The sequence below is a fragment of the uncultured Aureimonas sp. genome (genome assembly GCF_913775355.1).
GTDB lineage: Bacteria > Pseudomonadota > Alphaproteobacteria > Rhizobiales > Rhizobiaceae > Aureimonas.
On the sequence record NZ_CAJYIU010000232.1, the window covers coordinates 1 to 18832 of the forward strand.

Genomic DNA, 18832 nt, shown 5'->3' on the forward strand with positions numbered 1-18832 from the left:
CCGCCACCGCGATCCGCCTGCCGAAGCTGCCGGCCGATTGGGCGGTCAGCGACGTCCAAGTGTTTCCGTCCCTTCACGGCCCCAGCGTCGAGGTGGCGCTGACGACGCGAGGACAGGCGACGGTCTCCCTCTATGCCGTGCGGCCGGGCGGCTTCGATGTCGTGGACGCCTCGCTCGCGCCGCCCGGTGAAGCGGACACTGCCTACTGGCAGATCGGCGAGGTCGCCTACGCGCTCGTCTCGTCGGGTGTCGACCGCGATCGCCTCGGCCAGTGGGCCGGCGAACTGTCGCTCACCCTCTACTGACCCCTTCCATCCTCAGGAGAACGATCCGATGAACACGCCCTTCCGGGGGTTCGGCGTCCGCGAGACCGGCGCCTACCAATCCCAAGCCCTCTTCGACGAAGGACTGCGCCAGCACATGCTGCGCGTCTTCAATTACATGGGCCTCGGCCTCGTCGTCACGGGCCTCGTGGCCTTCGTGGTCGGCAATACGCCGGCGCTCTACGTGCCGATCTTCCAGTCGCCGCTCAAATGGGTGGTGATGCTGGCGCCTCTCGCCTTCGTCCTCTTCTTCTCGTTCCGCATCCATGCCATTTCGGCAGCCACGGCGCAGGCTCTGTTTTGGGCCTTCTGCGCCACGATGGGCTTGTCGCTGTCGTCGATCTTCCTGGTCTTCACCGGCGCCAGCATCGCCAACACGTTCTTCATCGCCGCCGCGATGTTCGGCGCGACGAGCCTCTACGGCTACACGACGAAGCGTGACCTCACCCAGTTCGGCTCGCTCCTCATCATGGGCCTCATCGGCGTCGTGATCGCGAGCATCGTCAACATCTTCGTCGGCTCGTCGGCGCTGCAGTTCGCGATCTCGGTGATCGGCATCATCGTGTTCGTCGGCCTGACGGCCTGGGACACGCAGACGATCAAGGAACAATATGCAGAGAACCACGGTTCGGAGTCGCTTCAGAAGATGGCCGTGTTCGGTGCGCTGTCGCTGTTCCTGAATTTCATCAACATCTTCCAGCTCCTTCTGAACTTCACGGGCGAGCGCGAGTAGTCCGGCGCGGGTGCCGGCTTCCCTCCCCACCAGACACGAGGTCAACTCATGGACACCAACGACCGTCAGGCGATCGAAGGCCTCTTCCAGAAGCTCGGCACGCTCGAGCGCGACATGCCGCAGCGCGATCCCGAGGCCGAGCGCTTCATCAATGATCAGGTCGGGCGCAATCCGGGCTCGCCATACTACATGGCCCAAACCATCGTGATGCAGCAGATGGCGCTGGAGAACCAGCAGCGCGAACTGGAGGCGATGCGCTCGCAGGCGGCGGACACGCGCTACGCCAGCCCGCAGAGCAGCAGCGGCGGCGGCGGCTTTCTGTCGCGGATGTTCGGCGGCAGCGACCAGTTCCGCCAGCCGGCGCCGGCTCCCATGGGGGCACCGGGCGCGGCCGCCGGCCCCTGGGGCGGCCAGAGCCGCTACGGCGCCACGCAGGGCCAGCCGGGCATGATGGGCCAGCCGGGCATGCAGCCGGGCATGATGGGCGGCCGCGGCGGCGGCGGTTTCCTTGCCGGCGCGGCGCAGACGGCGATGGGTGTCGCAGGCGGCGTGCTCCTCGGCAATGCCATCGCCGGCATGTTCGAGGGCAACGAGGCCCACGCGGCCGAGGCGCCGGCCCCCGCGGAAGAGCCGCAGGTCGAAGAGACGGCCGACGAGGGCGGCTACTTCGACGACGGCGGCGAGTTCGACGAAGAAATCTGAGCCGCCTGCCGGTTCCTGTAAAACATTTACGAATTCGAGGCGCGATCCGTCGTAGGGTCGCGCCTCGTCATCTTCCGTACACGCCGCGCCCGCATGGTCCGGCAGCACCCACCCGGCACTCGCGAATGGCAGGCATGCGATGGAGGCTTTTCTCTCCGAACTCGGCGGACTGATCCAGGCGAACCCCGGCTGGGCGGCTCTGATCGTCGCGGCCATCTGTCTCGGCGAGTCGCTCGTGCTGGTCGGCCTCGTCATTCCGGCCACCGCCGTGATGCTCCTGATCGGCGGGCTGATGGGAACCGGCGTCATCGATCCGGTGGCGACCCTGATCGCAGCGGCCATCGGCGCCATCGTCGGCGACATCATCTCCTATTTCCTCGGCCGCTGGCTGGGGCCGGGCGTGGTGCACCGGCCTCCCCTGCGCCGCTACCGGCACGCGGTGGCCAAGACGCGCCTGTTCTTCCGCCGCTACGGGTTCTGGGCGGTCTTCCTCGGACGCTTTCTCGGGCCGATCCGCTCCACCGTGCCCCTCGTTGCCGGCATGATGGCGATGGACCAGAAGCGCTTCCAGATCGCCAACGTCCTGTCGGCCGTCGTCTGGGCGCCCGCGATGTTCGCGCCGGGCTGGCTCGGCATGAAGGGGGCGCAGGGCGTGACCCACATGTCCGCCACGGACGGCCTCCTGATCCTTGCCGCCGTCCTCGGCGTCACGGCAGTGGCCACCGTGATCGGCGGCCGCTACGTCAGCCGCGACCGGCGCGCCGAGCGCGGAGCCCGTCGGCGCACCCTGCGCAACCCGACCTGACGGAAGCTGGCTGTTTGTCCGTGACAGGAACCGTCAACTGGGCCGTCGTCGGGACGGGTGCGATCGCCCGCCGCTTCTCGGCCGACATGCGCTACGCCATGTCCGGACGCATCACCGCCATCGCGTCGCGCGAGCCCGAGCGAGCCCGCGTGCTGGCTCGGGCGATCGGCCCGGACGTGAAGGGCGACACGCTGGACGCGACCCTCGCCGACCCGTCGATCCAGGCGGTCTACGTCGCAAGCCCGACCTCGCAACATCGCGCGCACGCGCTGGCCGCCATCCGCGCGGGCAAGGCCGTGCTGGTCGAAAAGCCGCTGGCTGCCTCGGCGACGGAAGCGGAGGAGATCGCGGAAGCCGCGCGGCTGGCCGGGGTCCTCTGCATGGAGGCGATGTGGATGCGCTTCACGCCGGGTGTGCGTGCGGCGAAGCGCCTTCTGGATGAAGGGCGGATCGGCAGCCCCGTCGCGCTCGAGGCGACCCTGTCCTATCCGAAAGCGTTCGACCCCGCCCACCGGCTGTTCGACCCGGCGCTCGGCGGCGGCGCGCATCTCGACCTCGGCGTCTATCCCCTCTCGCTCGCGATCCATTTTCTGGGGCTTCCCGCCGACGTCGCCATGAACGCCGTGCGCGCGCCGAACGGCGTGCCGGTGGCAGGCGGCCTCGTTCTCGCCTTTCCCGGCGCGGTGGCGACGCTCGGCTTCGGCTTTCTCGGCGAAGGACCGAACGCGGCGACCGTCACGGGCACCTCGGGGCGCCTGCGCCTCGCCGCGCCGTTCCTCTGCCCCCCCGCCTTGTCGCTGAAGCGAACGGGTTCGGTGCCTGGACCCGCGAGCACGGACGATCAGCCGCTCGGGCCCGCACGACGCGGATGGAAGGGTGCGTTGCCGGCCGTCAAGGCGATGCTGCGCCCGCTGCGGGAACGGCCGATCCCGACCCTCTACGAGGGTTCGGGCCTCCAGTATCAGGCCGATCACTTCGCCGACATTCTGGCGAGCGGCGCGAACGACAGCCCGGTGATGCCGATCCGTCAGTCGATCGAAGTGTTGCGGATCCTCGATCGGTTCGGCGTCACCGATCCAGCGTGAAACGGCGGAACAGCTTGCGCGCGACGCGCCAGATGGGTTGCGGCGAGCGCGTATAGACGTGATGGGCGGCGATCAGCATCCACGGATGCCGCTGCCAGAACTTCGACATCGGCAGGACGAATGGGTTCTGCGCATCCCGTGCGGACCGCTCCACGATCTCGTCCATCTCCGCTCTCGACGCGCCCCCTTCGGCCGCATCGAGAAGAGCCGGCAGAGCCTCGGTTCCGGCCGCGAGGTAACCCTGACGGTGCGTGAGCGCCGCGAACAATCGCTCGGCGGCGTGAGCGGCCGTGCCGTCGAGTTGTCCGCGTTCAGGTGCAAACAGGCTGTCGAGCGCCGGATCGGCCAGCGGCGACAGGGCCTCCCGCCTGAACCAGAACATCGATCCCGCGGCAAAGCGCCCCTCTTCGAGCTCGCGGAGCGTCAGGTCGAGGCCGAGTGCCGAGATCATCCGGCGCGTGATGCGGCCATTGAGAACGATCCGTCCGCGAAGCCCGAGAAGATGCGCTTCCGAGACCACCAGTCCGAGCGACGGCACTTTTTCCATTGCCACCAACGGCGCGGGCACGCCGTCGCGGCCCGCCAGCAGCGAGCGTGTCAGGAAGCGGCGCCAGTCGTCGCCGTCGTCACGGTGGACGGACTTCTTGGTGTGCAGCTTGAGCCCGATCTCGAAGCCGTCGCCCTCATTGCGCAGCGCCTTCATGAACGGCAGGACGTCGCGCCCACGGTTCTCGACGACGACCCGGCGCGTGAAACGGACATGCGGGCTGTCCACGGCCGCGAGCGTCATCGCCGCGTCGCGGCATGTCAGCACCAGCCCGAACGGGCGCTGGATGGCTGTCGCGAGATCGCGTGCCATCTCCTCCCAGACGTCGGGATGATGGACGTGGACGAAGACGATCGGAACGCCGTTCATTTCGGCGCCCTCGCCCGCCCGGACGCGTATCGAGACACGATCAAGCCTTGGCCGCCCCGAGGCGCTGGCCGGCGTAGCGCTTTTCGCGGATCGGGCGCCACCAGTCGGGATGGTCGAGATACCAGCGGATGGTCTTCTCGAGGCCGGTCTCGAAGGTCTCCTCTGCGCGCCAGCCGAGTTCGCCCTCGATGCGGGTGGCATCGATCGCATAGCGCAGGTCGTGGCCGGGCCGGTCGGTGACGAAGTCGATCAGCGCGCGGCGCGGCTCGCCGCTTTCGAGCGGCGACAGGCGGTCGAGCGTGTCGCAGATCGTCTCGACGACGGTGAGGTTGGAGCGTTCGTTGCGCCCGCCGATGTTGTAGGATCGGCCCGGCTCGCCCTTCGTGACGACGAGCGCCAGCGCGCGGGCGTGGTCGTCGACGTAGAGCCAGTCGCGCACGTTCTCGCCCCGGCCGTAGACCGGCAGGCGCTTGCCCTCCAGCCCGTTCAGGATGACGAGCGGGATCAGCTTCTCGGGGAAGTGGTACGGCCCGTAGTTGTTCGAGCAGTTCGAAAGGACGACGGGCATGTGGTAGGTGTGGAACCAAGCCATCGCCAGATGGTCCGACGCCGCCTTCGAGGCCGAATAGGGCGAGGACGGCGCGTAAGGCGTGTCCTCGGTGAAGAGGCTGTCGTCGAGCGGCAAGTCGCCGTAGACCTCGTCGGTCGAGACGTGGTGGAAGCGGAAGGTGTCCTTCCGGTCGGTCGGCAGTTGCATCCAGTAGGCGCGGGCCGCCTCCAGAAGCTCGTAGGTGCCGACGATGTTGGTCTGGATGAAGTCGCCCGGCCCGTCGATTGAGCGGTCGACATGGCTTTCGGCCGCCAGGTGCATGATCGCGTCGACCTTCTCCTGCGCGAGGAGATCGGCGACGAAGGCGCGGTCGCCGATGTCGCCCTTCACGAAGCGGTAGCGCCGGTCGTTCTCGATCTCGGCCAGCGACGACAGGCTCGCAGCGTAGGTCAGCTTGTCGAGGTTGACGACGCTGTGGTCGGTGTCGCGGATCAGGTGGCGGCAGACCGCCGAGCCGATGAAGCCGGCGCCGCCGGTGACGAGGATTTTCACTTGGCATTCTCCCCGAAGCGGAAGGGCGTCTCGATGTCGGCAAGGCGCGGCGCGGCCTCGTCCTTGGCGGAGAGGACCGGATGCCGGCCACCGAGCGGCCAATCGATCGCGATGTCCGGGTCGTCGAAGCGGATCGAGCGGTCGTGCGCGCCGCTGTAGGGCGCCGACACCTTGTAGAAGACCTCGGTGTCGGGCTCGAGCGTCAGGAAGCCGTGGGCAAAGCCCGCCGGCACCAGGATCTGGTTGAAGGCGTCGGCCGACAGCTCCAGCGCGACCCATTGCCGGAAGGTCGGCGACCCCAGGCGGATGTCGACGGCCACATCGAGGACGCGCCCACGCAGCACGCGCACGAGCTTGTCCTGCGCGAACGGCGGCTCCTGGTAGTGCAGGCCGCGCAGCGTATAGGCCTCGGCCGAATAGGACTGGTTGTCCTGCATCCAGTCGATCTCGACGCCGTTCTCGCCGAGCCGCGCCCGGTTGAAGGTCTCGGAGAAGAAGCCCCGGTCGTCGCCGAACCTGCGCGGCACGATCTCGAGGACCTCCGGAATGTCCAGCCTGCGGACGTCGAGCATGGGCCACCCTTGCGGCTTCGATGAGATGGCCACGCTTTTGCGTCATCGCCGGGCCGCCCGCAAGGGAGACCGGCGCGCGCGCCAAGAACGATCTGGCAAGTTCGGCCCCCGCGCGATAGAGAACGGCTCCAATCGAGACGGATCGTACGGCAAGAGGGCGAACACCGATGAAGGGTATCATCCTGGCGGGCGGCAGCGGCACGCGGCTGCACCCGATGACGCTGACGGCTTCCAAGCAGCTCCTGCCCGTCTACGACAAGCCGATGATCTACTATCCGCTGTCGACCCTGCTCCTGGCCGGCATCCGCGACATCCTGATCATCTCGACGCCGCACGACCTGCCGCGCTTCAAGGCGCTGCTTGGCTCGGGCGAGCGCTGGGGCGTCTCCTTCACCTATGCCGAGCAGCCGAGCCCGGACGGTCTGGCGCAGGCCTATCTCATCGGCGAGGACTTCGTCGGCGGCGAACCCTCGGCGCTGGTGCTCGGCGACAACCTCTTCTACGGCCACGGCCTGCCCGAACTCCTGCGCGCGGCGGCGGGCAAGAGCGAGGGCGCGAGCGTCTTCGCCTACCACGTCAACGATCCCGAGCGTTACGGCGTCGTCGCCTTCGACAAGGCGGGCCGCGCCACCACGATCGAAGAGAAGCCCCAGAACCCCGCCTCGAACTGGGCCGTGACCGGCCTCTACTTCTACGACGGGCGGGCCTCGGAGCTGGCGCGCGGGCTCAAGCCCTCGCCGCGCGGAGAGCTCGAGATCACCGACCTCAACCGGATCTATCTCGAGGAAGGCTCGCTGAGCGTCCAGTGCATGGGCCGGGGCTTTGCCTGGCTCGACACCGGCACGCCGGACTCGCTCCTGGAGGCGGCCGAGTTCGTGCGCACGCTGGAGCACCGCCAGGGCTTCAAGATCGCCTGCCCCGAGGAGATCGCCTTCAACCTCGGCTTCATCGACGCCGACCAGCTGGAGCGCCTCGGCAAGGAACTCGGCAAGAGCACCTACGGCATCTACCTCCAGAAGATCGCCCGCCAGTCCCGCGACTGATCGGAAGCCCGCCCGGCTTGTGCGCCGGCACACCCGCAAGGTATCACGACCCGCCCGGAAAGGGCCGGGGCTCCCCCGTTCGAACGACGATGGCCGACGCTGCCGCAAAGGCGCGTCGTGAAGGACAAGACGCGTGAAAGCAGCCACCAGCGCCCGGACCTGGGTCACCGACGGCCACCAGGACCGCGCGGCCATGCTTCGCGCGGCCGGCGCGGATTTCCTCGCCGGGCTGCGCATGCACGAGCTCTGGCTCTTCCTCGGCTGGCGCGACGTCCAGAAGCACTACAGCCGCTCGGTGCTCGGCCCCCTGTGGCTGACGCTGTCGATGGGCATCATGGTGGCGGGCCTCGGCGTCCTCTACTCCCAGATCTTCCGGCAGGACATCAGCTCCTACCTCCCCTTCCTGGCGATCGGCTTCATCATGTGGGGCCTCATTTCGGGGCTGATCACCGGGGCCTGCGACATCTACTCGTCGGCCGCCGCCTCCGTGCGGCAGGTGCGGATGCCGCTCAGCGTCTACGTCTTCCAGTTCGTCTGGCGGCAGTTGCTGACCTTCGGCCACAACTTCGTCATCTACATCCTCGTCGCGATCATCTTCGGCATCTGGCCCGGCGTGACGGGCCTCCTCTTCTTCCCGGCGCTCCTGATCCTGATCCTCAACGGCGTCTTCGCCGGCATGATCCTCGGGCCGCTCTGCGCCCGCTTCCGCGACATTCCGTTGATCATCGCGAGCGTCGTGCAGGTCGTCTTCTTCATGACGCCGATCCTGTGGAGCTCGCACATGCTGCCGGACCGGGCCGTGCTCCTCGCGATCAACCCGTTCTACCACCTCATCGAGATCCTGCGCGATCCGCTGCTCGGCCAGCCGGCGCTCTTGCAGAACTGGCTGGCCTGCATCTGCCTGACGATCGTCACGGGAACGGTGGCCGTCCTCTTCTTCGCGCGCTTCCGCGCCCGCATCGCCTACTGGGCCTGAGCGTCATGGCGTCGATCACCTTCGAGAACGTCAGCGTCGACATTCCGGTCTTCAACGCGACCAATCGCTCGCTGAAGAACAACATCATCTCGGCCGCGACCGGTGGCCAGATCAGCCCGCGTGACACCAAGCGGATGAGCGTGCGCGCGATCGACGGCTTGAGCCTTCGCCTCGACCACGGCACGCGGGTCGGCCTCGTCGGCCACAACGGCGCGGGCAAGTCGACCATGCTGCGGGTGATGGCCGGCATCTACGCGCCGACCGGCGGGCGCGTCACCGTCGAGGGCGACGTCGCCCCGATGTTCGACCTCGCCTTCGGCATGGATCCCGACGCCACGGGCTGGGACAACATCATCCTGCGCGGGCGCCTGCTTGGCTTCTCGAAGTCCGAGATCCGCAAGCGGATGGACGAGATCGGCGCGGTCAGCGACCTCGGCGGCTTCCTCGACATGCCCATGCGCACCTATTCGACCGGCATGGCGACCCGCCTCGCCTTCGCCGTGTCGACCTCGATCCGGCCCGACATCCTGCTGATCGACGAGGGCATCGGCGCAGGCGACGCGGCCTTCATCCAGCAGGCCAAGGAGCGCATGCGCTCGTTCATCGGCGAAGCCGGCCTCCTCGTGCTGGCCTCGCATTCCGACGACCTCCTGCGCCAGTGGTGCACGACCGCGCTCTGGATGGAGCACGGCCGGATGCGCATGCACGGGCCGATCGAGGAGGTGCTCGCCGCCTACCAGGCGTCGCTACACGGCTGACGTCCGTCGGGGGAAAGCGGCTTGCCGTCGGGCCCCGCTCGTCGGCGGCACGCCGTTGAATGCAGCGCCTTCGATCAGCGCAGACGCAGCACCATGCGCCAGCCAGCACGCATGATCCGGAACACACCGATCCGCTCCAGGAACTGGGACCGCTCGAAGGAGCGCAGGACCCTCAGTCGGATGTGGGCTCGGCGCTGCATCCCATGCGGCAGGAACGGAATGATGTGCTGCAGATCAGCCACCGACCGATCGTAGAGCGCTCGGTCACGCAGCATGGCCGCGCGCTGCAGCTCCCCGAAGACCGTCATGTAGAAGCGCTGGGCGATGATCGACTTCCACTGCGGCATCAGCGGCATGTCGGAGTTGTCGAAGTCGTTGTAGAGCTTCTCGAAATAGATCATCCGCGAGCGGGCCATGCGCGGCGAGTACGACGTCGATCCGGTATAGATGCACCAGTAGGACAGCGATTTCGGCAGGAAGACGTTGTTCCAGCCGGCATAGAACAGCCGGATGAAAAGATCGTCGTCCTCGTAGCCGCTGAGACGCTCGTCGAAGCGGCCGACGTCCTCGAACGCCTCGCGGGCGATCAGGGAGGCGGACGGAAGAACGAACATATCTTCCGAGAGACAGCGCGCGAGCTGCGTCTTCGGGTGCTCCTGCGGCAGCATCCGGAGCATGCCGCGGTTACGCAGCCGCCCGAAGCGATCGCACTCGTCGAGATCGCTGTAGACCCACCCGAGCTTGAAGCGATCACCAGCCTCGAAGGGCTTGATGAGTTCGGCGATGTGGTCGGGATACCAGCCGTCGTCCTGATCGAGGAGAGCGATCAGGCGGCTGGTCGAGTTCTCGACAGCGAAGTTGCGAGCCGAGGACTGGCCGCCGTTTTCCTTTCGGAGAAGACGGATCGACGGGTATTCTTCGGCGAGGCGCTCGACGATGGCCGCTCCGTCGTCGGTCGATCCATCGTCCACGACGATGAACTCGTCGGGCTTGCGGGTCTGCGACAGGACCGTCCGGATCGAACGTTCGATGAATTCCGCGCCGTTATACAGCGCGATGATGGCCACGACGGAAAGCGGGGTTCCGCCGGCGGCCTCGGAGGTCACGGTCAAACGAACTGTCTCGCCAAATACTCAACTGCCCGCAGCATCTCTCACGTTTCCGGCGAAATTGAAATCGCCGAGCTCTGGAGTTGGCGGCGGACATCTCGTCATGGTTGCGAGACGTCGAACAAATTAGCGCGTGACGATTCCCTCGCCGCGTCGCCTAGGGGCAACGCTTCGAGTGGCCCTCGTTCTACCGGATCGCCATGCCCTGCGCGTCGAAGCGGTGCATCCGCCCCTCCTCCGGCGTCAGCCAGACCGTGTCGCCGTGGCCGACGCGGAAGTCGCCGGGTGAGCGCGCGGTGACCAACTCGCCCGTGTCCATCTTCACGTGGATGAAGGTGTCGGAGCCGAGATGCTCGGATACGCCCGCGGTCCCGCGAAGGGGGCCGCCCGTCGTCGAGAGCGTGAAGTGCTCGGGCCGCACGCCGACGGTGGCCGCGCCATGCTGGGCCGCATAGGCGCCGGCGAGGAAGTTCATCTTCGGTGAGCCGATGAAGCCGGCGACGAAGAGGTTGCGCGGGTTGGCGTAGAGCTCCAGCGGCGAGCCGACCTGCTCGATGTTGCCGCGGTTGAGCACCACGATCTTGTCGGCCATCGTCATCGCTTCGACCTGGTCGTGCGTGACGTAGATCATCGTGGTCTTCAGCTGCGCATGCAGCTCGGAGATCTCGAGCCGCATGTTGACGCGCAGCGCCGCGTCGAGGTTCGACAGGGGCTCGTCGAACAGGAAGCCCTTCGGCTCGCGCACGATGGCGCGCCCGATCGCCACGCGCTGACGCTGGCCGCCCGACAGCTCGCGCGGACGGCGGTTGAGGTAGTCGGTGAGGTTGAGCGTCGAGGCCGCGGCCTGGACCTTCTTTTCGATCGCCGCCTTGTCCATGCCCGCCATCTTCAGCGGGAAGCCGATGTTGGCCGCAACGCTCATGTGCGGATAGAGCGCGTAGGACTGGAACACCATGGCGAGGCCGCGCTTGGCCGGCGGCGCCTCGGTGACGTCCTTGCCGTCGATCACGATCGATCCGCCGGACACGTCCTCGAGACCCGCGATCAGGCGGAGCAGCGTGGACTTGCCGCAGCCGGACGGGCCGACGAAGACGACGAACTCGCCGTCGCGGATCTCAAGGTCGATCCCCGGAATGATCACGGCGTCGCCGAAGCGCTTCTGAACGTTCTTGAGGGTGATGGCACTCATGCTTGGATCTCCCGAAACGGCTTCTTACTTCACGGCGCCGAAGGTCAGGCCGCGGACGAGCTGCTTCTGGGAGAACCAGCCGATGATGAGGATGGGCGCGATGGCAAGCGTCGAGGCCGCCGAAAGCTTGGCGTAGAAGTTGCCCTGCGGGCTCGAGAACGACGCGATGAAGGCCGTCAACGGCGCCGCGTTCGTGGTCGTCAGCAGCAGCGTCCAGAACGCCTCGTTCCAGGCGAGAATCACGTTGAGGAGCACCGTCGAGGCGATGCCCGGCAGGGCCATCGGCGCCAGCACCCGGAAAAGCTCCTGCCGAAGGTTCGCGCCGTCCATGCGCGCGGCCTCCAGAATCTCGCCGGGGATCTCCTTGAAGTAGGTGTAGAGCATCCAGACGATGATCGGCAGATTGATCAGGAAGAGGATCACGATCAAGCCGAAGCGGCTGTCGAGAAGGCCGAAGTTGCGGAACAGGATCGTCACCGGCACCAGCGCGCCGACAGCCGGCATCATCTTCGTCGACAGCATCCACAGGAGGACGCCGCGGGTCTTCGGCGTCGGCGAGAAGGCCATCGCCCAGGCGGCGGGGATCGCGAAGATCAGGCCGAGCGCCGTCGAGCCGAGCGACAGGTAGACCGAGTTCAACAGAAAGGCGAAGTAGTTCCGCTGCTCCTGGATCGCCACGTAGTTCTCGGTCGTCCAGTCGAAGAACAGGAACTTCGGTGGGATCGAGATCGCGTCGAGCTCGGTCTTGAACGAGGTCAGGACCGTCCAGAGGATCGGAAAGAAGATCAGGAGACCGACGGCCCAGGCGAGCACCGTCATGCCGATCTTGCGCTGGGTGGAAACGCGGCGCGCCATGTCAGGCCTCCAGATTCTTGCCGACGAGGCGCACGAGGAAGATGGAGACGATGTTGGCGAGCACCACGGCGACGATGCCGCCGGCCGACGCCGTGCCGACATCGCCTTCCAGCGAGATGATCGAGGCGATAAGGAACGGCAGGTTCGACGAGGAGACGCCGCCGCCGGTCGTCACGAAGATCTCGGCATAGACCGAAAGGAGGAAGATCGTCTGGATCAGGATCACGACCGTGATCGCTCGCTTCATGTGCGGCAGGGTGATGTACCAGAAGATCGAGAGCGCCTTCGCGCCGTCCATCTCCGCGGCCTCCTTCTGGTCCTCCGACAGGGACTGGAGCGAGGTGAGGAGGATCAGCGTCGCGAACGGCAGCCACTGCCAGGCGACGATGATGATGATCGACAAGAGCGGATAGTTGGTGAGCCAGTCGATCGGCGGCAGGCCGATCGCGGTGAGCCCTTGCGCGATGACGCCGTAGACCGGGTTCATCATCATGTTCTTCCAGACGAGCGCGGCGACCGTCGGCATGACGAAAAACGGGGCGAGGACAAGCAGGCGCACCGGCGACTGGCCGAAGAACTGCTGGTCGAGGAGGAGCGCGATGAGCGTGCCGCCGATGACGGTGATGCAGAGGACCCCCGCGACGAGGATCAGCGTGTTCTGGAAGGCGCTGATGAAGCGCGGGTCGGTCAGGAAGTAGGTGTAGTTCTCGATCCCGATGAAGGGCGTCAGCGGATCGTAGAACGTGTAGCGGAGCGTCGAGAACCAGAGCGTCAGCGCGAGCGGAACGATCATCCAGATGAAGAGCGCGATGACGGACGGCGCCATCATCAGGCGCGCTGCGGACCGCGTGTGCGTTGTCGCCATGGGATCGCTCCGAAAAGGGCCGAGGCGGCGCGACGGGCCGGACCCTTGCGGTCGGCGTCCAGCGCGGCGACGGGAAAGTCTCACGGGGGAAAGCGGATGCGGCGCGGCAGGGCGGGCCGCGCCTGCCGTCCGAAGGCAGGAAGGCTCCCCGGCTGCAGAGCCGGGGAGCTGAAGACGGCTTACTTGATGTAGCCGGCGCGCGTCATTTCGCGGGTGGCCTGCGCCTGCGCGGCAGCGAGCGCCTGGTCGACGCTCTGCTGGCCGGACAGTGCCGCAGCCATCACCTGACCGACCGCGGTGCCGAGCCCCTGGAACTCGGGGATCGCGGCGAACTGCAGGCCGACATAGGGCTTGTCAGGGCCCGACGACGGGTCGGCCTTGTTGATCGCGGCCAGCGTCTGCGCAGCAAACGGCGCGGCCTTCGTGTAGTTCTCGTTCGCATAGAGCGAGGAGCGCGTGCCCGGAGGCACGTTCGCCCAGCCCTCCTTCGACGCGACGAGCTCGGCATAGGCCTTCGAGGTCGCCCAGGAGATGAAGGTCTCGGCGGCTTCCTTCTTCTGCGAGGAGGCCGGAATGCCGAGCGACCACGCCCAGAGCCAGTTCGCGCCCTCGTTCGGGCAGTTGTCGGTGCCGCAGGGCGCCGGCGCGAAGCCGACCTTGTCGGCCACCTGGCTCTGCTTCGGATCGGTCACGAACGAGGCGGCGACGGTGGCGTCCATCCACATGCCGCACTTGCCCTGGCCGAACAGCGAGAGGTTCTCGTTGAAGCCGTTGGCCGCGGCGCCCGGAGGGCCGTACTTCGTCATCAGGTCAACGTAGAGGGTGACGGCCTTCTTCCAGCCCTCGCTCTCGAACTGCGGCTTCCAGGACGCGTCGAAATAGTTAGCGCCGAACTCGCGGGCCATGTTGCCGAGGAAGGCCATGTTCTCGCCCCAGCCCGGCTTGCCGCGCAGGCAGATGCCGTAGACGCCGGCATTCTTGTCGGTCATCTTCTCTGCGGCCTGCGAGATGAAGTCCCAGGTGGGCTTCTCGGGCATCGTCAGCCCGGCCTTCTCGAGCAAATCCTTGCGGTAGAGCGTCATCACGCTCTCGGCATAGAACGGCGCGGCATAGAGCTTGCCATCGGTCGACAGCGCCGCGCGGATCGGCGGCAGGAGGTCGTTGGCGTCGTAGTCGGCGCCAAGGTTGTCGAGCGGTGCCAGCCACTGCTGCTTCGACCAGATCGGAACCTCGTAGGTGCCGATCGTCATGATGTCGAACTGGCCGCCCTTCGTGGCGATGTCCGTCGTCACGCGCTGGCGCAGGATGTTCTCTTCCAGCGTGACCCAGTTCACCTGGATGTCCGGATGAGCCTTGGTGAACTCACCCGTCAGACCCTGCATGCGGATCATGTCACTGTTGTTGACCGTGCCGATTGTCAGCGTCGTCTGCGCCTGCGCGGGCAGCGCGACCGAAGCGGCAAGCGCCATCGCGCCGGCGATCCAAAACCGTTGGTTCATAGTCAGAAGCCTCCCAGCCCCACATGGGCAAATACCCACTCTGCGAGCAAATTCTCACCCGCGTGCGCAGGTGTCAAATGATTCACACGCTGCAATGCAGCGTATCCCACGGTCTCTCCCGCCCGGCGCCCTCCCCGGCGCCGCGTTCAACTCTGGACCAAAGCGGATGCGGTGATCTCGTCGGTGATCAGCCCGCCGATGAGACCCCCTTTCAGGGCCGCAAGGATACTGTCGCGTTTCGACGCACCCATTGCGACGCCGATCACCTCGGTTCCGGCGGCGAGCGGGAACGGCGGGCTGACGACACGCTTGTTGAACGCGCAGTCGAGAATCCGCCCGTCGGCGTCGTAGACCCAGCCGACGACCTCGCCGATGCCTCCGGTCGCCACGAGCTCGTCCCGCTCCGATTCGGAAATGAAGCGATCCATCAGGAGCTGCGCCTGCGGCCCGACCTCGCCGATGCCGACGAAGGCGATATCGGCCTGACGGGCGAGTTCCAGCGACGCCTGAACCACCTTCTGCTGGTGCAGCAGCGCGCGCTCCTGCGGCGAGGTGGCGACCACCGGCAGCGGCATCGGATAGTGCGCCGCGTCGATCTTGTCGGCGAGCGAGAAAATCACGTTGTAGATCGCAGCCGAGCCATCCGGGGCGATGTTGCCCGTCAGCGAGACCAGCCGGTGCTGCGGGCATTTCATCCGCGGCAGGTTCTCGACCGCCGCGCGGAGCGTCCGTCCGGTGCCGACGCCGATCACCAGCGGATCGGGCCGCAGGAGCGTGCGCTCCAGCCGCGCCGCACAGGCCTCGGCGATCCCGAGGGTCGTCGAGGGCGATTCGGGATCGGACGGCACCACTTCGGCGGAGCGCAGACCGAAGCGCTCCATCAGGCGGGCACCGAGTTCGAGGCAGGCGGCGATCGGATGGTCGATGCGAACCTTGACCAGACCCGCCGACACCGACAGCGAGACGAGACGTTGGGCGCCCTGCCGCGAAATGCCGAGCTTGACGGCGATCTCCTCCTGCGTGTTGCCCGCGATGTAGTAGAGCCAGCCGGCACGCGCCGCGTCGTCGAGACGGGCCGAAGCCTCCTCCGTCGCCTTGCTCATCCCCGCCTGCTCCCTCGTCGTGATGCCGGACGCTGCGCGGACCGCTCTCATGCGCCAGAGAGCCGTCCGCGTCCCATCGCCTGGCCGCGTTCTTCGGCAGAATATCGCATCGGCGGCCCGTGGCATCTTGGAATCTCGCGCATTTCGCGCATTCTGATGCTGCACAGCAGCGAGGAGACGGGGCGTGGCTGGATTCGACGAAATGCTGAACGGAAGCGACGGCGTGCGTGCTCCCTATCGTCGTTTCCAGTCCTGGTACGAGAAGCAGGTGCCGGCGACGCTCGCCGCCAAGGCCGGCGAGGCCGAAAGCTTCTTCCGCCGCACCGGAATCACCTTCAACGTCTACGGCAAGGAGGAGGCCGCCGAGCGGCTGATCCCGTTCGATCTCGTGCCGCGCATCATTTCCGGCTCGGAATGGTCGGTGCTCGCCGAAGGGATCGAGCAGCGCGTGCGCGGCCTCAACGCCTTCCTCGACGACATCTACCACGACCAGGAGATCGTGAAGGCCGGCATCGTGCCCAAGCGCCTGATCGAGGGGAACGAGGCCTTCATCCCGCAGATGGTCGGCTTCCGGCCGCCCGGCGGGGTCTACACGCACATCATCGGCGTCGACATCGTGCGCACCGCCGAGAAACAGTTCTACGTCCTGGAGGACAACGCGCGGACCCCGTCCGGCGTGTCCTACATGATCGAGAACCGCGAAACGATGATGCAGATGTTTCCCGAGCTCTTCGCGCAGAACCGCGTGCGGCCGGTCGAAACCTATCCGCGGCATCTGCGCCGCTCGCTTCAGGCGACGGCCCCGGACGCCACGACCGGCGTTCCGCGCGTCGCAATCCTGACGCCTGGCATCCACAACTCCGCCTATTACGAGCATGCCTTCCTCGCCGACCAAATGGGCGTCGAGTTGGTTGAGGGCTCGGACCTCAAGCTCATCGACGGGCGCATCGCGATGCGCACGACCGAGGGCTACCTGCCGATCGACGTCCTCTACCGCCGGGTCGACGACGCCTATCTCGATCCCCTCTCCTTCAAGCCGGACTCGCTCCTCGGCGTCCCCGGCATCATGGAGGTCTATCGCAACGGCGGCATTACGATCGCCAACGCGCCCGGCACCGGGATCTCCGACGACAAGGCGATCTACTCCTACATGCCGGCGATCGTGGAGTTCTACACCGGCCGCAAGGCGATCCTCGAGAACGTCCCGACCTGGCGCTGCGCCGAGGCGGACAGCCTCGCCTACGTGCTCGAGCACCTCGCCGAACTGGTGGTGAAGGAGGTGCACGGCTCCGGCGGCTACGGGATGCTGGTCGGCCCCGCCGCCTCGAAGGCCGAGCGCGAGACCTTCGCGGCGAAACTGCGCGAGCGGCCCGGCAACTACATCGCCCAGCCGACGCTCGCCCTCTCGACGGTGCCGATTCTGACCGAAAAGGGCCTAGCGCCGCGCCACGTCGACCTGCGCCCCTTCGTCCTAGTGTCGGATACCGTCAAGATCATTCCGGGCGGGCTCACGCGCGTCGCCCTCACCGAGGGCTCGCTGGTGGTCAATTCGAGCCAAGGCGGAGGCACGAAGGACACCTGGGTTCTGGAGGACTGACGGAAACGACGCCCAGCCACCCGCACCGCACCGCTCACGAAGGATCGTCGACCGCCCATGCCTCTCCTCGGACGTACCGCCAACGGCCTCTTCTGGATGCAGCGCTACATCGAGCGCGCCGAGAACATGGCGCGCCTTCTCGATGCTGGCCTGCGCCTGTCGCTCACCAACCTGTCGGCGGAGCCCGACGAGTGGCAGTCCGTGCTGGTGTCAGCGGGTGTCGAGAGCGGTTACCTCGCCAAGTATCCGGAATACGATCCCGAACACATCATCGACTACATGCTGCGCGACCTCGACAACCCGTCGAGCGTCCTGTCCTCGATCGGCGTGGCGCGCACCAACGGTCGCATGGTGCGCACGGCCCTCACCCGCGAAACGTGGGAAGCGCTGAACGAGAGCTGGATGATCCTGCGCCAGCGCCTGTCGCGCCCGGTCACCGACCTGCCCGCGGTCCTCGATCTTGTGAAGGGGCGAACGGCGCTGATCCGGGGCACGTTCTACGGCACGATGCTGCGCAACACGATCTTCGACTTCTGCAACCTCGGCACCTTCGCCGAGCGCGCCGACAACACCGCGCGTATCCTCGACGTGAAGTACTGGGTGCTCCTGCCCGAACACTCCTCGATCGGCTCGTCGCTCGACAACTACCAGTGGGGCTCGATCCTGCGCTCGGTCTCGGCGCTGCGCTCCTACGCCTGGGAATACGACGCCGATTTCCGGGCGATGGACATCATCGACTTCCTGCTCCTGAACAAGCGCATGCCGCGCTCGCTCGCCTATTCCTACCGCTGCATCAACGACAGCCTCGACTTCCTCGCCCGCACCTACGGCGTCGAGCACGACTGCCACGCCACGGCGCGCGCGATCGCCGCGCGGCTGGAAGACCGCTCGGTGAAGGAGATCATCGACGCGGGCCTGCACGAGTTCCTAGAGACGCTGATCGTCGAGAACAATCGCCTCTCGAACGAGATCGCTAGCTCCTACAGCTTCTACTCCTGAGGCTATACCGTGCGGCCCGAAAGCCGCACCCGGAATATGTTCGTCGGAGCCCACTTGCCCGCGCGCGTGCCGCCGGGGATACCGCTTGTCCGATGGTGGGAGAACGCCGGGCGCGGCGTGGATGCGGAGACTGCAACGTGACCTATTGCGTCGGGCTTCTTCTGAAGCGTGGCCTCGTGTTCATGTCCGACACGCGCACCAACGCGGGCGTCGACAACATTTCCGTCGTCACCAAGATGCGCTCCTGGAATGTGCCGGGCGACCGCTTCATCACGCTTCTGAGCGCGGGAAACCTCGCGACCACCCAGTCGACGATCTCGCTCCTCGAGGAGCGCGGCCTCGCGCCTGCGCAGCGCAAGTCGGCGCTTCTGGCGCAGCCGTCGATGTTCCAGACCGCAAAGCTCGTCGGCGAGACGCTGCGCGAGGTGATCTCCTACACCGCCGACAGCGGACAGGAGGCGAGCGGCCGCTTCACCGGCAGCTTCATCCTCGGCGGGCAGATCGCGGGCGGCCAGCCGCGCCTGTTCATGATCTACCCGGAAGGCAACTTCATCGAAGCCGGTCCCGACAACCCGTTCTTCCAGATCGGCGAGCACAAGTA

18 protein-coding genes and 2 pseudogenes are annotated in these 18832 nt (G+C 66.8%); 11 read left to right on the top strand and 9 right to left on the bottom strand.

Annotated elements, in window-relative coordinates; translation table 11 throughout:
• The 5 genes and pseudogenes from QZ753_RS14090 to QZ753_RS14110 form a co-directional block, all read left to right on the top strand.
• A pseudogene (locus QZ753_RS14090) lies at positions 1-305 on the top strand (anti-sigma factor); the annotation flags it as partial.
• A 28-nt stretch (positions 306-333) separates the two neighbouring features.
• Complete coding sequence (locus QZ753_RS14095; RefSeq protein ID WP_294644460.1) at positions 334-1056, top strand: Bax inhibitor-1/YccA family protein; 723 nt, start codon at positions 334-336, stop codon at positions 1054-1056.
• Positions 1057-1104: 48 nt separating this feature from the next.
• Complete coding sequence (locus QZ753_RS14100; RefSeq protein ID WP_294644461.1) at positions 1105-1758, top strand: DUF2076 domain-containing protein; 654 nt, start codon at positions 1105-1107, stop codon at positions 1756-1758.
• Positions 1759-1897: 139 nt separating this feature from the next.
• Complete coding sequence (locus QZ753_RS14105) at positions 1898-2563, top strand: DedA family protein (RefSeq protein WP_294644463.1); 666 nt, start codon at positions 1898-1900, stop codon at positions 2561-2563.
• Positions 2564-2583: 20 nt separating this feature from the next.
• A complete protein-coding gene (locus QZ753_RS14110) occupies positions 2584-3648 on the top strand; it encodes a Gfo/Idh/MocA family oxidoreductase (protein WP_294644480.1) in 1065 nt (354 codons plus the stop codon).
• On the opposite strand, the gene QZ753_RS14115 is transcribed toward QZ753_RS14110, so the two are convergent.
• From QZ753_RS14115 to rfbC, 3 genes are read right to left on the bottom strand one after another with little or no spacing between them, the layout of a single operon-like run.
• On the bottom strand, positions 3632-4564 hold the full coding sequence (locus QZ753_RS14115; RefSeq protein WP_294644465.1) for a rhamnan synthesis F family protein: 933 nt from the start codon (positions 4562-4564) through the stop codon (positions 3632-3634). The two genes, QZ753_RS14110 and QZ753_RS14115, sit on opposite strands and share 17 nt — an antisense overlap.
• Positions 4565-4604: 40 nt before the next feature.
• A complete protein-coding gene (rfbB, locus tag QZ753_RS14120) occupies positions 4605-5666 on the bottom strand; it encodes a dTDP-glucose 4,6-dehydratase (protein WP_294644466.1) in 1062 nt (353 codons plus the stop codon).
• On the bottom strand, positions 5663-6238 hold the full coding sequence (gene rfbC / locus QZ753_RS14125) for a dTDP-4-dehydrorhamnose 3,5-epimerase (RefSeq protein WP_294644467.1): 576 nt from the start codon (positions 6236-6238) through the stop codon (positions 5663-5665). Before rfbC ends, rfbB begins: the two co-directional genes overlap by 4 nt.
• A 167-nt stretch (positions 6239-6405) precedes the next feature.
• Between rfbC and rfbA the strand changes: the two genes are divergently transcribed.
• From rfbA to QZ753_RS14140, 3 genes are all read left to right on the top strand, one after another.
• A complete protein-coding gene (gene rfbA, locus QZ753_RS14130; RefSeq protein WP_294644468.1) occupies positions 6406-7281 on the top strand; it encodes a glucose-1-phosphate thymidylyltransferase RfbA in 876 nt (291 codons plus the stop codon).
• Between the two features lie 133 nt (positions 7282-7414).
• Positions 7415-8257: an ABC transporter permease gene (locus QZ753_RS14135; protein ID WP_294644470.1), complete on the top strand. Its 843-nt coding sequence runs from the start codon at positions 7415-7417 to the stop codon at positions 8255-8257.
• Positions 8258-8262: 5 nt separating this feature from the next.
• Positions 8263-9015, top strand: a complete 753-nt coding sequence (locus QZ753_RS14140; protein ID WP_294644471.1) for an ABC transporter ATP-binding protein — start codon at positions 8263-8265, stop codon at positions 9013-9015.
• A 74-nt stretch (positions 9016-9089) separates the two neighbouring features.
• On the opposite strand, the gene QZ753_RS14145 is transcribed toward QZ753_RS14140, so the two are convergent.
• From QZ753_RS14145 to QZ753_RS14170, 6 genes are all read right to left on the bottom strand, one after another.
• Entirely contained in the window at positions 9090-10121 is a 1032-nt protein-coding gene (locus QZ753_RS14145; protein ID WP_294644482.1) for a glycosyltransferase family A protein, read from the bottom strand.
• Between the two features lie 190 nt (positions 10122-10311).
• Complete coding sequence (locus QZ753_RS14150) at positions 10312-11313, bottom strand: ABC transporter ATP-binding protein (protein WP_294644472.1); 1002 nt, start codon at positions 11311-11313, stop codon at positions 10312-10314.
• 24 nt (positions 11314-11337) lie between these two features.
• The gene (locus QZ753_RS14155; protein WP_090960252.1) at positions 11338-12168 is read right to left on the bottom strand and encodes a carbohydrate ABC transporter permease; all 831 of its coding nucleotides are present in this window, start codon (positions 12166-12168) and stop codon (positions 11338-11340) included.
• 1 nt (position 12169) lies between these two features.
• Positions 12170-13033, bottom strand: coding sequence for a carbohydrate ABC transporter permease (locus QZ753_RS14160; protein WP_090960254.1), 864 nt, complete (start codon positions 13031-13033; stop codon positions 12170-12172).
• A gap of 179 nt (positions 13034-13212) precedes the next feature.
• Complete coding sequence (locus QZ753_RS14165) at positions 13213-14532, bottom strand: sugar ABC transporter substrate-binding protein (RefSeq protein WP_294644474.1); 1320 nt, start codon at positions 14530-14532, stop codon at positions 13213-13215.
• Between the two features lie 146 nt (positions 14533-14678).
• On the bottom strand, positions 14679-15635 hold the full coding sequence (locus QZ753_RS14170) for a sugar-binding transcriptional regulator (protein WP_294644477.1): 957 nt from the start codon (positions 15633-15635) through the stop codon (positions 14679-14681).
• A 202-nt stretch (positions 15636-15837) separates the two neighbouring features.
• Here QZ753_RS14170 and QZ753_RS14175 point away from each other — a divergent pair, with 202 nt between their 5' ends.
• The 3 genes and pseudogenes from QZ753_RS14175 to QZ753_RS14185 all read left to right on the top strand — a co-directional run.
• Entirely contained in the window at positions 15838-17232 is a 1395-nt protein-coding gene (locus QZ753_RS14175) for a circularly permuted type 2 ATP-grasp protein (RefSeq protein ID WP_294644483.1), read from the top strand.
• A 57-nt stretch (positions 17233-17289) separates the two neighbouring features.
• Positions 17290-18231: an alpha-E domain-containing protein gene (locus QZ753_RS14180; RefSeq protein WP_294644478.1), complete on the top strand. Its 942-nt coding sequence runs from the start codon at positions 17290-17292 to the stop codon at positions 18229-18231.
• A 137-nt stretch (positions 18232-18368) separates the two neighbouring features.
• Positions 18369-18832 (top strand): annotated as a pseudogene (locus QZ753_RS14185) (peptidase); the annotation flags it as partial.

Coding starts and splice junctions, on each gene's coding strand:
- QZ753_RS14180 (WP_294644478.1), top strand. CDS start 17,290: ATGCCTCTCCTCGGACGTACCGCCAACGGCCTCTTCTGGATGCAGCGC.
- QZ753_RS14175 (WP_294644483.1), top strand. CDS start 15,838: ATGCTGAACGGAAGCGACGGCGTGCGTGCTCCCTATCGTCGTTTCCAG.
- QZ753_RS14140 (WP_294644471.1), top strand. CDS start 8,263: ATGGCGTCGATCACCTTCGAGAACGTCAGCGTCGACATTCCGGTCTTC.
- QZ753_RS14170 (WP_294644477.1), bottom strand. CDS start 15,635: ATGAGCAAGGCGACGGAGGAGGCTTCGGCCCGTCTCGACGACGCGGCG.
- rfbC (WP_294644467.1), bottom strand. CDS start 6,238: ATGCTCGACGTCCGCAGGCTGGACATTCCGGAGGTCCTCGAGATCGTG.
- rfbA (WP_294644468.1), top strand. CDS start 6,406: ATGAAGGGTATCATCCTGGCGGGCGGCAGCGGCACGCGGCTGCACCCG.
- QZ753_RS14150 (WP_294644472.1), bottom strand. CDS start 11,313: ATGAGTGCCATCACCCTCAAGAACGTTCAGAAGCGCTTCGGCGACGCC.
- QZ753_RS14095 (WP_294644460.1), top strand. CDS start 334: ATGAACACGCCCTTCCGGGGGTTCGGCGTCCGCGAGACCGGCGCCTAC.
- QZ753_RS14160 (WP_090960254.1), bottom strand. CDS start 13,033: ATGGCGACAACGCACACGCGGTCCGCAGCGCGCCTGATGATGGCGCCG.
- QZ753_RS14165 (WP_294644474.1), bottom strand. CDS start 14,532: ATGAACCAACGGTTTTGGATCGCCGGCGCGATGGCGCTTGCCGCTTCG.
- QZ753_RS14115 (WP_294644465.1), bottom strand. CDS start 4,564: ATGAACGGCGTTCCGATCGTCTTCGTCCACGTCCATCATCCCGACGTC.
- QZ753_RS14155 (WP_090960252.1), bottom strand. CDS start 12,168: ATGGCGCGCCGCGTTTCCACCCAGCGCAAGATCGGCATGACGGTGCTC.
- QZ753_RS14105 (WP_294644463.1), top strand. CDS start 1,898: ATGGAGGCTTTTCTCTCCGAACTCGGCGGACTGATCCAGGCGAACCCC.
- QZ753_RS14100 (WP_294644461.1), top strand. CDS start 1,105: ATGGACACCAACGACCGTCAGGCGATCGAAGGCCTCTTCCAGAAGCTC.